The organism is Sphingomonas sp. DC4900 (assembly GCF_049896485.1).
Lineage (GTDB): Bacteria > Pseudomonadota > Alphaproteobacteria > Sphingomonadales > Sphingomonadaceae > Sphingomonas > Sphingomonas aquatilis.
Genome location: NZ_JAFCUK010000002.1, coordinates 350,440 through 369,174 on the forward strand (window position 1 = coordinate 350,440; position 18,735 = coordinate 369,174).

An 18,735-nucleotide genomic window follows, 5' to 3' on the forward strand; every position below is an offset into this window, starting at 1 on the left:
AGGAGCTTCCCCATGGCCGACGTCAATCCGGCGCTCAGCACGCCCACCGATCTGTCGAACACGCGCTCGGTCGCCGACGCCCTCAATGCCTCGCTCGCCGATTGCTATGCGCTGTATCTGAAGACCAAGAACTTCCACTGGCACGTCAGCGGCCCGCATTTCCGCGACTATCACCTGCTGCTCGACGATCAGGCCGCGCAGATTCTGGGCGTGACCGACGCGATCGCCGAACGCGTGCGCAAGACCGGCAACGTCACGCTGCGCTCGATCGGCGACATCAGCCGTCGCCAGACGATCGCCGACAATGACAAGGACTTCGTGGAAGCCGGCGCGATGCTGGCCGAACTGCGCGAGGACAATCTGAAGCTGGTCGAAAGCTTCCGCGCGGTGAAGGACGCGGCCGAAGCGGCCAAGGACAATGCGACCAGCGGCATCGTCGACGACTGGACCGACCAGGCCGAAGAGCGCGCCTGGTTCCTGTTCGAAGCCAGCCGCAAGGGCTGAGCCCGGCTTTTGCGTCACCCCGGACCCGATCCGGGGTGACGGTACATCCCTGCGTCCGGCCGTCAGCGGGAGGGGATCGGGCCGACGCGCACCAGCCACAGGTCGGGCGGCGCGCCGAAGCGGATCGGCAGGTTGCTGGTGCCGAGCCCCGCCGTCACCACCGTCAGCCGATGCGGATCGCGGACGATGCCGCAGCGATAGCGCGGATTGGTCACCTCGACCGGCGCGCCGATCAGCGGCAGCACGACCTGTCCGCAATGCGTGTGGCCGGCGAGCAGCAATGTCGTGCGCCGCGACAGCTTCACGGCGACATCGGGCGAATGCGCGACCATCACGCCGGCGCCCGCCAGGGTCGCGAGTGCCGCCTGGGTCGAGGCGATGCGATCGTGATGCGTCGCCGGATCGTCGAGGCCGCCGAGCGCGAGCGGCCCGAGCCCCTCGCCCTGATTGACCAGCACGACCACGCCGATCCGCCGCAGCATCGCCGCGATCGGCGCAGGATCGGTCCAGTGATCGTGATTGCCGAGCACCGCGACGACCCCCAGCGGGGCCTTCAACTGCGACAGCGGGCGCGCCAGCAGCGGGATCGCCCGCTCCGCCTCGCCGGCGCCGCGCCCCTCGATGAAATCGCCGGCCAGCACGACCAGATCGGGGTGGAGCGCGTTCACCTGCCCGACGATGCGGGCGAGCCGGCCCTCATCCATCGCCATGCTTTCCATGTGGATATCGCTCATCAGCGCGATGGTGATCGGCGGTTTGCCGGCCGGCCAGTCGGGCAGCGCCATCGTCACGCGCCGAACGACCGGATCGGCGCGAGCATTGAGATAGCCGATGAGGAAGACGGCGCCGGCGATAAAGGCGACGATCAGCGCAGCAGTGAGAAGCGGACGTTTCACGATGCGGGTCCTAGCGGGAGCGCTTCGGCGGCGCCATGCGTTCGTGTGTCCATGCAAGCCTTTGCCGCGCTTCTCGATTCGCTGATCTACACGCGGGGGCGCAACGCGAAGCTCAAGCTGATCGTCGACTATCTGCATGCGACGCCCGATCCGGATCGCGGCTGGGCGATGGCGGCGCTGACCGGCGATCTCGACCTGCCCGGCGTGAAGCCCGCGCAGATCCGGGCGCTGATCGAGGCGCGGGTCGACCCCGTGCTGTTCCGGATGAGCCGCGACTATGTCGGCGATACGGCCGAGACGGTGGCGCTGCTGTGGCCGGCGCCGGTGGTGCCGCCGCCCGATGTCGGTCCGCTGTCGATCACCGCTGCGGTCGACGCGCTGCGCCATCTGTCGCGTTCCGATGCCCCCGCGGTGCTCGCCGGCATGCTCGACCGGCTAGATGCGGAAGAGCGGTTCGCGCTGCTCAAGATGGCGACCGGTGGCCTGCGCATCGGCGTGTCGGCGCGGCTGGCCAAGACCGCGCTGGCGCAGGCGTTCGGGCTGGATGTCGATGCGGTGGAGGAGGTGTGGCACGGCCTGTCGCCACCCTACGCCAGCCTGTTCGCCTGGGCGGAGGGAAAGGGCGCGCAACCCACGCCGGCGGACGTGCCGGTCTTCCGCCCTTTCATGCTTGCGCACGGGCTGGAGGATGCGCAGGTCGACCTGGCCGATTATGCCGCCGAGTGGAAATGGGACGGCATTCGCGTCCAGATCGTCCATGTCGCGGGCCAGACGCGCCTGTACAGCCGCACCGGCGACGACGTGACCGGCAGCTTTCCCGACGTCGCCGCGGCCTTTACTACCCCCGGCACGGTCGATGGCGAACTGCTGGTGAAGGGCGAATTCCAGGGCGGTGCGCTGGACGACGGTGGTGGGGCAGCGAGCTTCAACGCGCTGCAACAGCGGCTGGGACGCAAGCAGGTGTCGGCGAAGATGCTGGCCGACTATCCCGCGTTCGTCCGCCTCTACGACATCCTGTTCGACGGGCCCGAGGATTTGCGGGCGCTACCTTGGACGGAGCGGCGCGACCGGCTGGAGGCGTTCGTGCCGCGGCTCGATCCTGATCGCTTCGATCTCAGCCAGGTGATCGCAGCCGACAGCTTCACCGAACTGGAGGCGATCCGCGCCGGCGCGCGCGATGCGGCGATCGAGGGCGTGATGCTGAAACGCCGCGACAGCCCCTATGTCGGGGGGCGGCGCGCCGGCCTGTGGTACAAATGGAAGCGCGATCCGCTGACCGCCGATTGCGTGATGATGTACGCGCAGCGCGGCAACGGGCGGCGATCGTCCTATTACAGCGACTATACCTTCGGCTGCTGGACCGAAGAGGGCGAACTGCTGCCGGTCGGCAAGGCCTATTCGGGGATCACCGACGAAGAGTTGCGCATGCTCGACAGCTTCGTCCGCCGCCATACGGTGAAGCGGTTCGGCCCGGTACGCGAAGTGGAGAAGACGCTGGTGCTGGAGATCGCGTTCGATTCGATTCACACGTCCACGCGGCACAAGTCGGGCGTCGCGATGCGCTTCCCCCGCATCGCACGCATCCGCACCGACAAGCCCGCGGCAGAGGCGGATCAGGTCGAAACGTTGCGGCGGCTGGTGACGTAAGGCGGGAGCGACGCCCAAGCTCCCCCTACGCAACGTCGTCCCAGCGACCGCAGCAGTCTCCCTGTTATCCCGCCCAGCAAAAGCCGCTCGAGGCCTCCGCCTTCGCTGGGGCGACGTTTCCGGGGCGCGCCTGTCGATCAATACGCCCGGGCGAGCAGCACGCGTTCGACGGCCGGCGCGCCGGTGAAGACGCAGGCGCCGTCCGCCGGGGCCTGATCGCCCGGCGCGTTGCGGATCGTCAGCTTCAGCGCCTTCAGTCGCTCGACCACCTGGTCGAGCGCCGCACCGGTGGGGCGCGACCATTGCACCTCGACCCAGCCGGGGTTCTTCTGCCCTTCGGCGAAATGCGCCTCGACCGCAGCAAAGTCCGCCGCCGGCACGATGGCCGCCTGCATCCGCGCGGTCGCCTGTTCGTGCAGCGCCTGCTGGATCGCGGCGAGCAAGGCGGGTGCATCCGCCTCGAAATCGCCGCGCGGCATGACGACGCTGTCGAGCTTGCCGTCCTCGCGATATAGCCGGTCGCGGCGGATCACCGAGACGTTGCCGCCCGCCATGTCGCGGCCGCCGATCTCGATCACGATCGGCGCGCCCTTCTTCACCCAGCCCCAGCGCTTGGTCGCGGCCTTGGCGGGCTTGAGGTCGAGCAAAGCGCGCACCGGCTCGCCCAGCGCGGTCAGGCCGGCGAGGTTCGACTGGATGTCCTTGGCGTAGGCGATCAGCGCCTCGTCCTCGGGCTGGTCGCGCAGCATCGGCACGATCACGATCTGCCACGGCGCGATGCGCGGCGGCACGCGCAGGCCGTCGTCGTCGCCATGCACCATGATGACGCCGCCGATCATGCGCGTGCTGACGCCCCAACTGGTCGTGTTCGCCAGCTCCAGCTCGCCGCTGGCATTCTGGAAGCGGATGTTCTGGGCGTGCGCGAAATTGGTGCCGAGGAAGTGGCTGGTTCCCGCCTGCAGCGCCTTGCCGTCCTGCATCATCGCTTCGATGCTGTAGGTCGCGACCGCGCCGGGAAAGCGCTCGTTCTCCGGCTTCTCACCCGCGACGACGGGTAGCGCGAGGCAGGTTTCGGCGAAATCGCGATAGACTTCGAGCATCTTGCGCGTCTCTTCGCGCGCTTCGTCGGCGGTGGCGTGGGCGGTATGCCCCTCCTGCCACAGGAACTCGCTGGTGCGCAGGAACATGCGCGTCCGCATCTCCCAGCGCACGACGTTGGCCCATTGGTTGATGAGCACGGGCAGGTCGCGCCACGACTGCACCCAGCGGGCAAAGGCGGTGCCGATCACAGTCTCCGACGTCGGGCGCACGACCAGCGGCTCTTCCAGCTTGGCGGCGGGATCGGGCTTCAGGCCGCCGTGGCCGTCGGGGATCAGGCGATGGTGCGTGACGACCGCCATTTCCTTGGCGAAGCCCTCGACATGCTCGGCCTCCTTTTCGAAATAGGACAGCGGGATGAAGAGCGGGAAGTAGCAATTCTCATGCCCCGTCGCCTTGATCCGGTCGTCGAGCAGGCGCTGGATCCGTTCCCAGATGCCATAGCCCCACGGCCGGATGACCATGCAGCCGCGCACGCCCGATTCCTCGGCGAGGTCGGCCTCGGTGATGACGGATTGATACCAGGCGGCGAAATCGGCGTCGCGGGTGACGGGGAGAGCGTGCTTCATGGTGGTGGCTCTTATCTCCGACGGACGTTTCCGTCACCCCGCAAGTCCTCCCCCGCCAGGGGGAGGTGGCGGTGACGGAGGGGGAGGTAAGCGAGGGGCTTCCTCGCGCACGGCACCGGGCACCTCCCCCTCCACCATTCGGCTGGCGCCGAACGGTCCCCCTCCCCCTGGCGGGGGAGGAATTTAGGTCGCGCGCTCGCTCCCAATCCCGCTACAGCCCCGGCATGAACGACCGCATCCTGCCCGCGATCGGCCTGCGCCTGCTGTCGGTCGTGTTCTTTGCCGCGATGAACGCAAGCATCAAGCTGGCCGAACATGCCGGCGCGAGCGTGGTCGAGATCCTGTTCTTCCGCCAATTCGGTGCGGCGCTGCTGGTGTCGGCCGTCATCGCCAGCGGTCCCGGCATGACCAGCGTCGCGACACAACGATTGCCGGCGCATGTCGCCAGAGCAGTGGTGGGGCTGAGCGCGATGGCGCTGACCTTCCACGGAATCGTGCTGTTGCCGCTCGCCGAGGCGACGACGATCGGCTTCACCGTGCCGCTGATCACGACGACCCTCGGCGCACTCGTGCTGCGCGAGCCAACGGGGGTGTGGCGCTGGGGCGCGGTAATGGCGGGGTTCGCCGGCGTGCTGATCGTCGCGGCGCCGGGCCTTGCCGCCAACGACGGGCATCTACCACTGGGCGGCGCGGCCTTTGCGCTGCGCGGGGCGTTCGGCACCGCCTGCGTCACGATCCTGCTGCGCCAGATCGGGCGGACCGAAGCGGCGCTGACCACGGTCTTCTGGTTTTCGACGCTGTCGCTGGTGCCGCTGACGCTGTTCTACGTGCCCGTCGCGCAAGGGCATAGCGCGTTCGGCTGGGCGTGCCTTGCCGCGGTCGGCGTTCTGGGCGGATGCGCGCAGATCGCGATGACCAATTCGTTGAAGCTCGGCCCCGTGTCGGTGGTGGTGCCGATGGACTATTCTAGCCTGTTGTGGGCGACCGCGCTCGGGTGGCTGATCTTCGACACCCTGCCGGCCAGCGCGACCTGGATCGGGGCGCCGGTGATCATCGCGAGCGGCCTGATCATCGTCTGGCGCGAGCGGGTGCGCCAGCGACAGGAAACGATCGCGGCGAGCGCCGACGACGTCGCCTAGCGGTCGAAGCGGCGCAATCCGGCGCTTCACGCCGAGTCGATCAGCCCCCATATGGACGCCATGTCGTCGCGCGCCCGCGTTCTCGTCCTCAATTCCGCGCTCGGCCCGCTCGACTATCGCGTGCCGGCGGGCTCGCATGTCGAGCCGGGATCGGTGGTCATCGCGCCGCTGGGGCCGCGCCAATTGCTCGGCGTGGTGTGGGAACCCGAGCGGATGCCGTCGGATGCGGAGGTCGGCGACAACCGGCTGCGGCCGCTGCTCGGCGTGGTCGACGTGCCGCCGCTCGCCGCGCCGTTGCGCCGGCTGATCGAGTGGACCGCCGACTATTACCTCGCGCCGCCGGCCGCCGTGGTGCGGATGGCGCTTGCATCCACCTCGGCGCTGGAGGGGGCGCGGACCGTCACCGAGTACCGCGCCACCGGCACCGTGCCGCCGCGCCTCACCCCACAGCGCGAACAGGCGCTGGAGCGGATCGGCGACCGGCAGGGGCTGATCCGCGAACTCGCAACCCTCGCCGACGTGTCCGACGCGGTGGTCCGTGGGCTGGTGAAGGCCGGCGCGCTGGAGGCGGTGAGCGTCGATATCGACAGCCCCTATCCGCATCCCGACCCGGCCTTCGGTCCGCCGACGCTGGCGGAGGCGCAGCAGGCCGCCGCGGACGAGCTGGTCGCCGGGGTCGCCGCCCATGACTTCCGCCCCACCCTGCTCGACGGCGTCACCGGATCGGGCAAGACAGAGGTGTATTTCGAAGCGGTGGCAGAAGCGATCCGGCAGGGCCGGCAGACGCTGGTGCTGCTGCCCGAGATCGCACTGACCGAACCGTTCCTGAAGCGCTTCCACGACCGCTTCGGCTGCGAGCCCGTCGCATGGCATTCGGGACTGCGCTCCACCCAGCGGCGGCGGGCGTGGCGCGCGATCGCGAGCGGCGAGGCGCTGGTGACGGTGGGCGCGCGGTCCGCTTTGTTCCTGCCCTATCGCAACCTCGGCCTGATCGTCGTCGACGAGGCGCATGAGACGAGCTTCAAGCAGGAAGAGGGCGTCCATTACCATGCCCGCGACGTCGCGGTGATGCGCGGCAAGTTCGAAGGCTGCCCGGTGATCCTGGCCAGCGCGACCCCGGCGATCGAGACGCGCCAGCAGGTGGCGCTGGGCCGCTATGCCGAACTGAAGCTGCCCGGCCGCTACGGCCCCGCCGAGATGCCGACGATCGAGGCGATCGATCTGATCCAGCACCCACCCGAACGCGGCACGTGGATCGCGCCGAAGCTGGTGACGGCGCTGCGCGAGACGTTCGAAAAGGGCGAGCAGTCGCTGCTGTTCCTCAATCGCCGGGGCTATGCGCCGCTGACGCTGTGCCGCAATTGCGGGCATCGCTTCCAATGCCCCAATTGCACCGCCTGGATGGTCGAGCATCGCCTCACCCGCCGGCTGGCCTGCCACCATTGCGGCCATGTGATGCCGACGCCGCGGGCCTGCCCGGAGTGCAAGGCGGAGGACAGCCTGGTCGCCTGCGGTCCCGGCGTCGAGCGGATCGCGGACGAGGTGGCGACTTTGTTCCCCGAGGCGAAGACCGCAGTCGTCACCAGCGACACGATCTGGTCGCCGGCCAAGGCCGCCGAATTCGTGGGGCGGATGGAGGCGGGCGACATCGACATCGTCGTCGGCACGCAGCTCGTGACCAAGGGCTATCACTTTCCCAATCTGACATTGGTCGGCGTAATCGATGCCGATCTGGGGCTGGAGGGTGGCGACCTGCGGGCGGCGGAGCGGACGTTCCAGCAGATTCGGCAGGTGTCGGGGCGTGCGGGGCGGGGAGCCAAGCCGGGGCATGTGTTCATCCAGACGCACAGTCCGTCGGCGCAGGTGATGCAGGCGCTGATCACCGGCGATGCCGAGGCCTTCTACGAAGCGGAGACCGAAGCGCGGCGCGATGCCGGCGCCCCGCCCTTTGGCCGCTATGCCGCGATCGTCGTGTCGTCGGAGGAGCAGGCGTGTGCGCATGAGGTGGCGCGGGCGGTGGCGCAGAGTGCGCCGCGCGTCGACGGCATGGCGGTCTATGGCCCCGCCCCTGCCCCGCTCGCTATGCTGCGCGGGCGGCATCGCTATCGATTACTGGTGCATGCCCGGCGCGCGCTCGACGTGCAGGACGTGATCCGCGACTGGCTGGGCGGGCTCGACTGGCCGGCGAAAGCGCGCGTGACGGTCGACGTCGATCCGTACAACTTCCTCTGAACCGTAACCCCCGGGCTTGACCCGGGGTCCCTCTTCTTCCCACGCTGTCCGACGACAGCGGGACCCCGGGTCGAGCCCGGGGTGACGAAAGGGATATGGGATGACGACGCGACGCACCTTCATCGGCAGCATGGCCGCGACCGGCCTGGCCAGCGCCGCGCGCGCACAGGCGGCCAGCCCGGATCGCGCGCTGATCGTGTCCACCTGGGATTTCGGTGCGGCGGCGAACGATGCGGCGTTTGCGCGGATGAAGGCGGGGGGCACGTTGCTCGACGCGGTCGAGGCGGGGGCGATGGTGCCGGAGGCCGACCCGGAGAATCATTCGGTCGGCTATGGCGGCTATCCCGATCGCGACGGGCATGTGACGCTGGATGCGGTGATCATGGACGATGCCGGCGGCGTCGGCGCGGTCGCGGCGCTGGAGGATACCGTCCACGCCATCTCGGTCGCGCGGCGGGTGATGGAGAAGACGCCGCACACGTTCCTCGTCGGCGAGGGCGCGACGCGGTTCGCGCGCGACCAGGGGTTTCCCAAGGTCGATCTGCTGACGCCGCCGGCGGAGAAGGCGTGGCGCGAGTGGCTGAAGACCTCGCAGTACAAGCCGGTCGCCAATATCGAGAACCGCCGCGCGCCTTTGGGTGGTGCGCTGGATCACGACACGATCGGGTTGCTGGCGCGCGACGCCTCGGGGCGGATGGCGGGGGCCTGCACCACGTCGGGCATGGCGTTCAAGATGCGCGGGCGGGTGGGCGATTCGCCGCAGGTCGGTAGCGGATTGTACGTCGAGGCGGGCGTCGGTGGCGCGACCTCCACCGGGCTGGGCGAGGAGGTGACGCGGATCGCCGGCACCGCCCGCGTCGTCGCGTCGATGCGCGCGGGGCTGTCGCCGCAGGCGGCGTGCGAGGAGGTGGTGAAGCATATCGCCAAGCTGCGTGGCGATGCGATCAAGGGCGTGCAGGTAGGCTTTCTGGCGCTGTCGCCGCAGGGCGAGGTGGGAGCGTTCTGCCTGTTGCCGGGCTTTACCTATGCGGTGACCGATGCGGCGGGGCGGACCGTGGTGCGCAAGGGGCGGTCGCTGTTCGCTGCGTGAGCGACGATGGAGACCTTGGCGGAAATTTGGGTGTCGTCACCCCGGACTTGATCCGGGGTCCCGCTTTTTGCCCGCCCGAGCAGAAGAAGCGGGACCCCGGCTCAGGGCCGGGGTGACGGGAATGGGGTGAGCGGCGGTGAGAAAGAGCCGGGGTTTGCCGGCTGCTGTATCGGGGTAACGGGCTGTAGGACAGCCGGTGCTGATTGTGCGCCCTCGCGCAGGGACTTAGCGGGAGGGCGATCCAACAGTCTGCATCGCCGCCGGCCCCGGATCGATTACGCCGCGTGTTCGGCGAGGACGGTGAGGCCCTGGGCGTTCACTTCCGCAAAGCCGCCCTGGATCGCGATGGTTTCGGGCTGGCCACCTTCGGTGCGGTAGACCGAGAGCGCGCCGTCGCGGACGGTGGACATCAAGGGCGCATGGCCCTCCAGCACGCCGAAGTCGCCTTCGGTGCCGGGCACGACGACCATGTACACGTCCTCGGAGCGGACGAGCTTTTCGGGCGTGACGAGTTCGAAGTGCAGCATGTCAGAGTCTCGTTTCAATCACGCGATCGAACGCGGTGATGGCCGCGTCGAATTTGTCCCGGCAGCCGGGATTGCAGAAACCGACCACCGCGCCGCGATAGACCGTCAAGGCATCGTCGCTGATCGGCTTACCCGACCAGGGACAGATGGCGTTGACGGCGTCCTCGCGGCGCAGCGCAGGCATTAGGCCTCGGCGGCCATCTTTTCGGCCTTGGCGACGACTTCGTCGATGCCGCCGACCATGTAGAAGGCCGCTTCCGGCAGGTGATCATATTCGCCGTCGACGACCGCCTTGAACGAGCGGATCGTGTCTTCGATCTGCACGAACTTGCCGCTGATGCCGGTGAAGACTTCGGCGACGTGGAACGGCTGGCTGAGGAAGCGCTGGATCTTGCGGGCGCGCGTGACGGTCAGCTTATCCTCTTCGGACAGTTCGTCCATGCCGAGGATGGCGATGATGTCCTGCAGCGACTTGTAGCGCTGGAGCAGCGACTGAACGGCGCGCGCCGTGTCGTAATGCTCCTGGCCGACGATGCGCGGTTCGAGAACGCGGCTGGTCGAATCGAGCGGATCGACCGCCGGATAGATGCCGAGTTCCGAGATCGCGCGGTTGAGCACGGTCGTCGCGTCCAAGTGGGCGAACGAGGTTGCCGGCGCCGGATCGGTCAAGTCGTCCGCGGGGACGTAGACGGCCTGCACGGAGGTGATCGAGCCCTTGTTGGTCGAGGTGATGCGCTCCTGCAGCGCGCCCATGTCGGTCGACAGCGTCGGCTGATAGCCCACCGCCGACGGGATGCGGCCGAGCAGTGCCGACACTTCCGCGCCCGCCTGCGTGAAGCGGAAGATGTTGTCGACGAAGAACAGCACGTCCTGCCCTTCCTGATCGCGGAAATATTCCGCGATGGTCAGGCCCGACAGCGCGACGCGCGCGCGGGCGCCCGGCGGCTCGTTCATCTGGCCGAACACCAGCGCGACCTTTGATCCTTCGCTGATCGGATTGCCGTCGGCATCCTTGGCGATGACGCCCGCGTCGAGGAATTCGTGATAGAGGTCGTTGCCCTCGCGGGTGCGCTCGCCGACGCCCGCGAACACCGAGGTGCCGCCATGGCCCTTGGCGATGTTGTTGATCAGTTCCTGGATCAGCACGGTCTTGCCGACGCCGGCGCCGCCGAACAGGCCGATCTTGCCGCCCTTCGCGTACGGCGCGAGCAGGTCGATGACCTTGATGCCGGTGACGAGGATCGCGCTGTCGGTCGACTGGTCGACGAATTCCGGCGCCTTCGCGTGGATCGGCGCGCGCAGGTCGGTGGCGACCGGGCCACGCTCGTCGATCGGCTCGCCGACGACGTTCATGATGCGGCCGAGCGTCGCCGGGCCGACGGGGACGCTGATCTGCGAACCGGTGTCGCGAACGGTCTGGCCGCGGGTCAGGCCCTCGGTCGCGTCCATCGCGATCGTGCGGACGGTGTTCTCACCCAGATGCTGCGCGACCTCGAGCACCAGCTTGGTGCCGTTGTTATCCAATTCCAACGCCGACAGGATCGCCGGCAGCGTTTCGGGGAAGTGGACGTCGACGACGGCGCCGATGACCTGCGCGATCGTGCCGGTGGTGTTGCTGCTGCCCGTCGACTGGGTCGGGCGGATGTCGTCTGCGGCGGTTGCCATGGCGGTTCTTCCTGCTTCGGATTCGTTAGAGCGCTTCGGCGCCGGAGATGATCTCGACCAGTTCGGTCGTGATCGCGGCCTGGCGCGTGCGGTTGTACTGGATGGACAGGCGGTTGATCATGTCGCCCGCGTTGCGCGTCGCATTGTCCATCGCGTTCATGCGGCTGCCCTGTTCCGACGCGGCGTTTTCCAGCATCGCGCGGAAGATCTGGATCGCGACGTTGCGCGGCAGCAGGTCGGCGAGGATCGACTCTTCGTCGGGCTCGTATTCGACGACCGCGGCGGGGGCGGAAGTGTTGCTGGAAGTGGACGAAGTGGAGGGTACGTCCTTGTCCAAAGCGTCCACCGCGACGGGGATGATCTGGCGGCCGACGGGCAGCTGCACCAGCGCCGAGACGAACTTGGCGTAGAACAGGTGCGCGACGTCGAATTCGCCCGCCGCGTAGCGTGCGAGCAGGTCGTCGGCGACTTCGCGCGCCTGCTGGAAGCCGAGCACCTTGTGCTGGCCCAGCTCATGGTCGGCGAGGATCGCGTTCGGGTAGAAGCGACGCAGCACGCGGCCCTTCTTGCCGGCGAGGTAGAAGCGCACGGTCTTGCCCTGCGCCTCCAGCTCCTCCGCCTTGCGGCGGGCGGCGCGGACGATGTTGCTGTTGAACGCACCGGCGAGGCCGCGTTCGGACGTTGCGACGACGAGCAGGTGAACCTGGTCCTTGCCGGTGCCCGACAGCAGCGGCGAGACGCCCGCACCGCCCGCCAGCTGGCGCGACAGGCTGGCGACGACCGCCTCCAGCCGCTCGGCATAGGGACGACCGGCCTGCGCCGCTTCCTGCGCACGGCGCAGCTTGGCGGCGGCGACCATCTTCATCGCCTTGGTGATCTTCTGGGTCGACTTGACCGAGTTGATCCGGATCTTGAGGGCCTTCAACGACGCCATTGTTGTCCTTCATGTGTCCCCGCGACGGCGGGGACCCAGTACTGGGCTCCCGCCTGCGCGGGAGCACATTGAACGTTACGCGAAGGTCTTCGCGAACTGGTCGAGCGCGGCCTTGAGGCCCGCCTTCGCTTCGTCGCCGAGATCGCGGGTGTCGCGGATCTTGGTGAGGACGTCGGCGTGGTTGGCGCGCAGGTCGGCGAGCATCGCGGCTTCGTAGCGGGTCACGTCCGCGACGGGGACGTTATCGATATAGCCGTTGGTGCCGGCGAAGATCGACGCGGTCTGCTCCTCGAACGGCATCGGGCTGAACTGCTTCTGCTTGAGCAGCTCGGTCAGGCGCGCACCGCGGTTGAGCAGCTTCTGCGTCGAGGCGTCGAGGTCCGAGCCGAACTGCGCGAAAGCAGCCATTTCGCGATACTGGGCGAGCTCCAGCTTGATCGAGCCCGACACCTTCTTCATCGCCTTGGTCTGCGCGGCCGAGCCGACGCGGCTGACCGACAGGCCGACGTTGATCGCGGGGCGGATGCCGGCGAAGAACAGGTCGGTTTCGAGGAAGATCTGGCCATCGGTGATCGAGATCACGTTGGTCGGGATGTAGGCCGACACGTCGCCCGCCTGGGTTTCGATGATCGGCAGCGCGGTGAGCGAGCCGCCACCGTTGGCATCCGACATCTTCGCGGCGCGCTCGAGCAGGCGGCTGTGCAGATAGAACACGTCGCCGGGGTACGCTTCACGGCCCGGCGGACGGCGCAGCAGCAGCGACATCTGGCGATAGGCGACCGCCTGCTTCGACAGATCGTCGAACACGATCAGCGCGTGCATGCCGTTGTCGCGGAAATATTCGCCCATCGCAGCGCCGGTGTAGGGCGCGAGGAACTGCATCGGCGCCGGCTCCGACGCGGTCGCGGCGACGACGATGGAATATTCCATCGCGCCATTCTCTTCCAGCGTCTTGACGAGCTGCGCGACGGTCGAGCGCTTCTGGCCGACCGCGACATAGACGCAGTACAGCTTCTTCTTTTCGTCGGTGCCGGCGTTGACGCCCTTCTGGTTGATGAAGGCGTCGATCGCGACGGCGGACTTGCCGGTCTGGCGGTCGCCGATGATCAGTTCGCGCTGGCCGCGGCCGACGGGAACGAGCGCGTCGATCGCCTTCAGGCCCGACTGCATCGGCTCGCTGACCGACTGGCGCGGGATGATGCCCGGCGCCTTCACCTCGACGCGGCTGCGCTGGTCGGCGACGATCGGGCCCTTGCCGTCGATCGGGTTGCCGAGGCCGTCGACCACGCGGCCGAGCAGGCCCTTGCCGACCGGCACGTCGACGATGGTGCCGGTCCGCTTGACGGTGTCGCCTTCGCGGATTTCGGCGTCCGAACCGAAGATCACGACGCCGACGTTGTCGGCTTCGAGGTTCAGCGCCATGCCCTGCACGCCATTGGCGAATTCGACCATCTCGCCCGCCTGGACGTTGTCGAGGCCGTAGATGCGCGCGATGCCGTCGCCGACGCTGAGCACCTGGCCGGTCTCGCTGACCTGGGCCTGGTCACCGAAGTTGCTGATCTGGTCCTTGATGACCTTCGAGATTTCTGCGGCGCGGATATCCATTTGCGTTAGCCCTTCATCGCGTGCGCGAGAGTGTTGAGACGGGTGCGGATCGACGAATCGATCATTTGCGAACCGATACGGACGACCAGGCCGCCGAGCAGTTCGGGGTCGACCGACAGGTCGACGGAAACGTCGCGGCCGACGCGAGTGCGCAGCTGCTGCTTGAGTTCGCCGACCTGTTCCTCGGTCAGCGGATGCGCGCTGGTGACCTCGGCCGACACTTCGCCGCGGTGGCGGCTGGCGAGCGCGCGGAAGGCGCGGATGATCTGCGGCAGCGCGGCGAGGCGGCGGTTTTCGGCGAGGACGCCGAGGAAGTTCTTGGTCGTCGCGTCGAGGCCCATCGCGTCGGCGGCGGCAAGCACCGCCTTCACCGCGGCGCCGCGGGCGACCAGCGGGCTGGTGGTGAGCTTGGCGAAGTCGTCGCTGTCGCGCAGCGCGTCGCGGACCGCCACGAGGCTCGCCTCGACGGTGTCGATGCTCTTCGCATCGCGGGCGAGTTCGAACAGCGCGATCGCATAGCGTCCGCCCAGGCTCGCCTGGATACCGCCGCCCAAATTACCGCTGGATGTCTCCACGGAATCGAAGTCCTCGTGCCGAAATGTTGGCCCATGGGGAAGAGGGCGCGCGAGTTCGCGCACCACTTATGGGTGGCGGGCGGCTAGCATGGGGGGCGAACAAGCGCAAGTAGACGCGCAGCTTCTGTTCAGGAACGGGGCCGTAACGGTGGCAACAGGGCAAAACGGGAGGCGGATGATGCGGTGGGCGGCGATCGTATTGGCGGGACTGGCGATCACGGGCACGGCGCGGGCCGAGGTGCTGCACGTGGCCGGCGTGTTCGGCGCCAATGCGCGCGCGGCGAGCCTGCTGCCGACGATCGGGATCGGGCCGTTCGACGGCGCTTATGGCGGTACGCTGGCCGATGCGATCGAGCGGCGGCTGAGCAAGCTGGGCGCGGACGGCGTGCCGCATGCGGTGCTGGTGCCCGCGGGCCTGCGCCCCGACGGGCTGCTGTCCGGCCATACCGGCGTCAACGTGTCGACCAACGATTACACCGAAAGCCGCGAGCGCTGCGTCGAGAAGAACAAGGACGGCAAATGCGTCGCCAAGCAGCGCTATCAGGTGCGCTGCACCAACCGGACGATCGACATCCGTGCCGATCTGGTGCTGCGCGAGGCGCGGAGCGGCGAGAAGCCATACGATACTACCAAGACGCGGCACGACTTTTCGAGCTGGTGCGAGGATCGCGGCGTCGCCAGCGACGTCGGCTTTACCGTCGGCAGCATGGCCGATTCGATCGCGCAGGAGGTGCGGCTGGACCTCGCCCCGCATGCCGAGGATTATAAGGTGCGCGTGCGCGAGGAGCGCGACGGCCTGCCGCCCGACATCGCGAAACAGTTCAAGGCCGCAGTCCATCTGACCAAGAGCGACGAACACGCGGCGTGCGACGCCTTTGCCGCGATCGACAAAGCGGTGCCCGATCAGGGATCGACGACGTTCAACCTGGCTTTGTGCGCCGAAGCCGCGGGCCGCTATGCCGAAGCGGCGGACCGCTACACGCGGGCGCGGTTGTTCGCGCCGGATGCGGGCAGCGCGGTGAGCAAGGGGCTGGAGCGCGTCGCGAGCCTGGCCGCCGGGCGCGACGATGTCGCGATCATGCGCGCACGGCCGCCGGTGCGCGGCACCGGGTTTTGATCGCAAGCCGCGGGATGAGCGGCGCCCGCCCGCGCGCTATGACGGGGGCATGAGCGAGATCGATCAGGATGCGGCCTGGGCCGCCTTCGTGGCGCGGGACAGGAGTCAGGACGGCGCGTTCGTCGTCGCGGTCACCAGCACGGGCATCTATTGCCGGCCGAGCTGCCCGGCGCGGCGCCCGGCACGGGCGAACGTGCTCTTTCTGGCAGATGGCGCGGCGGCGCGGGCGGCAGGCTATCGGGCGTGCCGGCGCTGCCTGCCCGATGGCGTGGCGCGCGACACGCAGGCGGTGGCCGACGCCTGCGCGGCGATCGCGGCGGCGGAGGGACCGGTGACTTTGGCGGACCTCGCCGGTGCGGTCGGCTATGCGCCGCATCATTTCCAGCGGGTTTTCACGCGGGCGACGGGGGTCAGCCCCGCCGCTTACGGGCGGGCGGTGCGCGCCGGACGGGCGGCGGCGTCGCTGGATGCGGGCGCGGGCGTGACCGAGGCGATCCATGCCGCGGGCTATGGCGCGGCAAGCCGTTTCTATGCCGACGGCGCCGCGCGACTGGGCATGGCGCCGCGCGCGCGGGCGAAGGGTGCGGCGGGGCTGACGATCCGCTGGACCGTGGTGGCGACCAGCCTGGGGCCGTTGCTGGTCGCGGCGACGGACACGGGCCTGTGCCGGATCGCGTTCGACGAGGATGCAGGCGCGCTGACGGCGCATTTCCCGCAGGCGACGATCGTGCCGGGCGATGCCGCGCTGGCGACGTTGGCGGCGGAGGTGGTGGCGCTGGTCGAGACGCCGGGACGCGACGCGGGCCTGCCGGTGGATGTGCAGGGCACGGCGTTTCAGGAGGCGGTGTGGCAGGCGCTGCGCACCATCCCGGCGGGCGAAACGCGCAGCTATGCCGAGCTGGCGGCGGCGGCCGGACGGCCGGGGGCGACGCGCGCGGCGGGGACGGCCTGCGGGCGTAACCCGCTGGCGGTGCTGGTGCCGTGCCACCGGGTGACGCGCGGCGACGGCGCGATGGGCGGTTATGCCTGGGGGGTTGAGCGCAAGCGTGCGCTGCTGGCGCGCGAGCGGGGGTAGCGGCGCGTGATGCCGTTTGGGTTGTGCATGCGAGCGCGGTGTGCGGTTTCGGGGCTGATCGGGTGACGCCGTCGAGGGCGGGGGACGGGAGTGTCTGCGGTTGCGAGGCGCTGCCCTGACCTCCCCCTCCGTCATGCCTGCGGCATGCCACCTCCCCCTGGCGGGGGAGGACTTGGGGGGCTTGGCCTATGGGGTCGGCTCGGGGTCCGGCGCTTTAGTCCAGCGTTACGTCGTCCTTTTTGCTGCCGGCCGCGGCGAGCGCGGCGGGGCCGGTCTTGCTGTCGAGGGCGGTGGACGGGAGTGTCTGCGGTCGCGAGGCTCCCCTGACCTCCCCCTCCGTCATGCCTTCGGCATGCCACCTCCCCCTGGCGGGGGAGGACTTGGCGGGCTTGGCCTCTGTGGTCGGTTGGGGAGCCTCGCGCGGGCTAGTCCAGCGTCACGTCGTCCTTCTTGCCGCCGGCCGCGGCGAGCGCGGCGGGGCCGGTCTTGCCGGCATCGATCTGGGCGAGCAGGCGGGCGGCGGGGTTGTCCACGGGGGCATGCGGGGAATAGGCGAGCGTCCGGAGCGCGAGGCGCGCGTCGTCGGTCTTGCCGTCGAGCAGCGACTGGACGCCGTAGGCGAAGGTCAACGCCTCATCTTGCGGCACCAGCATATGCGCCTGTGCCAGCGCAGCCTTGGCGTTCGCGGTCGGCACGTCGTGCGCCATGCCGAAGCTGGAATAATAGAGCATGAGGGCATAAGCGTCGTTGTTGTCGAGCTTGTTGGCTTTGAGCAGCCACGAGCGCGCCTCTTTCCAGACGGCGGGGTCCTTGGCATGCGCGGCGCTGGCGCGGCGGAGGTGGACCTGCGCCTTGTAGACCAAAGCCTGCGACGATTTGGGATCGAGCGTCAGCGCCCGATCCGCCGCCGCCTCGGCAACGTCGTTGCGCCCCGCATCCAGCGCCATTTCCGCAAACCAGCCCTGGACCACGGGATCGTCGGCATATTTCGCCGCGATCGGCGTGGCTTCGGCGAGGATCGGCTGCGCCGTTTCGCGATTGACGCCTCGATCGGATCGCATGCGCAGCGCGATCATCGCCTTTTCGCCCGGCCGTAGCGGTCTGAGGCTCACCTCGGGCTTGGGCAGCCGATCGTTGGACAGTTTGTACGCGGGGAAGCTGGAACCGCTGAGGCGCTTGTTCATCTCCTTATTCAGCGCCTTGAGGTCGCCAAAGGCCTTGGTCGCCGCCTCGCTGCTCGGCATGCCCTGGTTGAAGAGCGTGAGGTAGGTGGAAAACTGCGCCGCACGCGTCCGGTCGAGCGCGAGGACGTGCGTGAGCAGCCAGCCGCGCGCATACAGCTCGCTCGTTTCCGAATCCGACAATTTGCGGCGATCGGTGGCGAACAGCTTTTCCGCCGACATGCCCTGCCCTTCCAGCAGCGTGTAGGCACGATGCTGCGCTGGCGCGCCGATCCAGAAGACGTCCTTGTCGAACCGCGTCGTCGACATGAACTCCGCGAACCCTTCCGAATACCAGCGCGGCACCGCAAGCTCGGAATGCCCGAGCAGCGCGTGATGCGCATATTCGTGGAACAGGACGATCTGCGGATCGAGCCCGCCCTCCGAGCGATCGCTGCGACCGGGGGTGAAGGCGACCGATCCGCTGGCGCGGCCATCATAAAAGCCCGCAATGTTCTTGCCGCCGGCGCCGAACAGCCGCTGGACCGCCGAATCGTTGGCGACAACGTAGACGGTCAGCTTGTTCGAGGTATCGAGATCGGTGTCGGGCAAGCCGCGCACCAGGCGGATCGCCGCATCGAACCGTTCCAGCTGCTCGGCCTGCTTGCGCACGGCATCGGCGCTGTCGTTGGCGTAAACGACGACGTGGCGACCGGTCGCTTCATACCATTCGGCCTGCGCGGGCACAGCGAGCGTGGCCGCTCCGATCGCCGCCGCCATCATGCCCCGTATCGCGAATCGCATCCCCGCCCCCCTTCGGTCCGATATGGGCAGCGTAACGCGGCCCGTGGGAGGTGCCAGAGGTCTTTTGGAAATGCCGCCGCGGCTTTGCGGACGTCGTT

Annotated in this window: 16 protein-coding genes; 7 read left to right on the forward strand and 9 right to left on the reverse strand. The window is 68.6% G+C overall.

The features are described from left to right. Window positions 1-12: 12 nt before the first annotated feature. Entirely contained in the window at window positions 13-504 is a 492-nt protein-coding gene (locus ACP690_RS04185) for a Dps family protein (RefSeq protein ID WP_295561635.1), read from the forward strand. 62 nt (window positions 505-566) lie between these two features. Here the strand turns inward: ACP690_RS04185 and ACP690_RS04190 are convergent, their stop codons facing one another. After that, window positions 567-1,400 carry a metallophosphoesterase gene (locus ACP690_RS04190; RefSeq protein WP_426260245.1) on the reverse strand — a complete coding sequence of 278 codons (834 nt, stop codon included), beginning with the start codon at window positions 1,398-1,400 and terminating at the stop codon, window positions 567-569. Window positions 1,401-1,451: 51 nt separating this feature from the next. On the opposite strand from ACP690_RS04190, the gene ACP690_RS04195 reads away from it, so the two are divergent. Then, window positions 1,452-3,047, forward strand: coding sequence for a cisplatin damage response ATP-dependent DNA ligase (locus tag ACP690_RS04195; RefSeq protein ID WP_426260246.1), 1,596 nt, complete (start codon window positions 1,452-1,454; stop codon window positions 3,045-3,047). A 137-nt stretch (window positions 3,048-3,184) separates the two neighbouring features. Here ACP690_RS04195 and proS read toward each other — a convergent pair whose 3' ends face one another. Continuing rightward, window positions 3,185-4,714, reverse strand: coding sequence for a proline--tRNA ligase (gene proS, locus ACP690_RS04200; RefSeq protein ID WP_294316852.1), 1,530 nt, complete (start codon window positions 4,712-4,714; stop codon window positions 3,185-3,187). 224 nt (window positions 4,715-4,938) lie between these two features. Between proS and ACP690_RS04205 the strand changes: the two genes are divergently transcribed. From ACP690_RS04205 to ACP690_RS04215, 3 genes are all read left to right on the forward strand, one after another. Further along, entirely contained in the window at window positions 4,939-5,853 is a 915-nt protein-coding gene (locus ACP690_RS04205; protein WP_426260247.1) for a DMT family transporter, read from the forward strand. A gap of 60 nt (window positions 5,854-5,913) precedes the next feature. Then, window positions 5,914-8,085, forward strand: a complete 2,172-nt coding sequence (locus ACP690_RS04210) for a primosomal protein N' (protein ID WP_147037394.1) — start codon at window positions 5,914-5,916, stop codon at window positions 8,083-8,085. Between the two features lie 100 nt (window positions 8,086-8,185). Continuing rightward, window positions 8,186-9,175, forward strand: a complete 990-nt coding sequence (locus tag ACP690_RS04215; RefSeq protein ID WP_426260248.1) for a N(4)-(beta-N-acetylglucosaminyl)-L-asparaginase — start codon at window positions 8,186-8,188, stop codon at window positions 9,173-9,175. A 275-nt stretch (window positions 9,176-9,450) separates the two neighbouring features. Here ACP690_RS04215 and ACP690_RS04220 read toward each other — a convergent pair whose 3' ends face one another. The 6 genes from ACP690_RS04220 to ACP690_RS04245 form a co-directional block, all read right to left on the reverse strand. Then, a complete protein-coding gene (locus ACP690_RS04220; RefSeq protein ID WP_017977459.1) occupies window positions 9,451-9,702 on the reverse strand; it encodes an ATP synthase F1 subunit epsilon in 252 nt (83 codons plus the stop codon). 1 nt (window position 9,703) lies between these two features. After that, on the reverse strand, window positions 9,704-9,886 hold the full coding sequence (locus ACP690_RS04225; protein ID WP_063687418.1) for a hypothetical protein: 183 nt from the start codon (window positions 9,884-9,886) through the stop codon (window positions 9,704-9,706). After that, window positions 9,886-11,367, reverse strand: coding sequence for a F0F1 ATP synthase subunit beta (gene atpD, locus ACP690_RS04230; RefSeq protein WP_426260249.1), 1,482 nt, complete (start codon window positions 11,365-11,367; stop codon window positions 9,886-9,888). Before atpD ends, ACP690_RS04225 begins: the two co-directional genes overlap by 1 nt. Window positions 11,368-11,392: 25 nt before the next feature. Then, window positions 11,393-12,301: a F0F1 ATP synthase subunit gamma gene (locus ACP690_RS04235; protein ID WP_426260250.1), complete on the reverse strand. Its 909-nt coding sequence runs from the start codon at window positions 12,299-12,301 to the stop codon at window positions 11,393-11,395. Window positions 12,302-12,376: 75 nt separating this feature from the next. Next, window positions 12,377-13,906, reverse strand: a complete 1,530-nt coding sequence (gene atpA / locus ACP690_RS04240; RefSeq protein WP_017977455.1) for a F0F1 ATP synthase subunit alpha — start codon at window positions 13,904-13,906, stop codon at window positions 12,377-12,379. Between the two features lie 5 nt (window positions 13,907-13,911). Continuing rightward, complete coding sequence (locus ACP690_RS04245; RefSeq protein ID WP_426260305.1) at window positions 13,912-14,460, reverse strand: F0F1 ATP synthase subunit delta; 549 nt, start codon at window positions 14,458-14,460, stop codon at window positions 13,912-13,914. A 196-nt stretch (window positions 14,461-14,656) separates the two neighbouring features. On the opposite strand from ACP690_RS04245, the gene ACP690_RS04250 reads away from it, so the two are divergent. Both ACP690_RS04250 and ACP690_RS04255 read left to right on the forward strand, forming a co-directional pair. After that, window positions 14,657-15,598: a hypothetical protein gene (locus tag ACP690_RS04250; protein WP_043060525.1), complete on the forward strand. Its 942-nt coding sequence runs from the start codon at window positions 14,657-14,659 to the stop codon at window positions 15,596-15,598. A 49-nt stretch (window positions 15,599-15,647) separates the two neighbouring features. Beyond that, window positions 15,648-16,673 (forward strand): methylated-DNA--[protein]-cysteine S-methyltransferase, encoded by a 1,026-nt coding sequence (locus tag ACP690_RS04255; RefSeq protein WP_426260251.1) that lies wholly within the window; start codon window positions 15,648-15,650, stop codon window positions 16,671-16,673. A gap of 425 nt (window positions 16,674-17,098) precedes the next feature. On the opposite strand, the gene ACP690_RS04260 is transcribed toward ACP690_RS04255, so the two are convergent. Next, window positions 17,099-18,637, reverse strand: a complete 1,539-nt coding sequence (locus tag ACP690_RS04260; protein WP_426260252.1) for a hypothetical protein — start codon at window positions 18,635-18,637, stop codon at window positions 17,099-17,101. Between the last annotated feature and the right edge of the window lie 98 nt (window positions 18,638-18,735).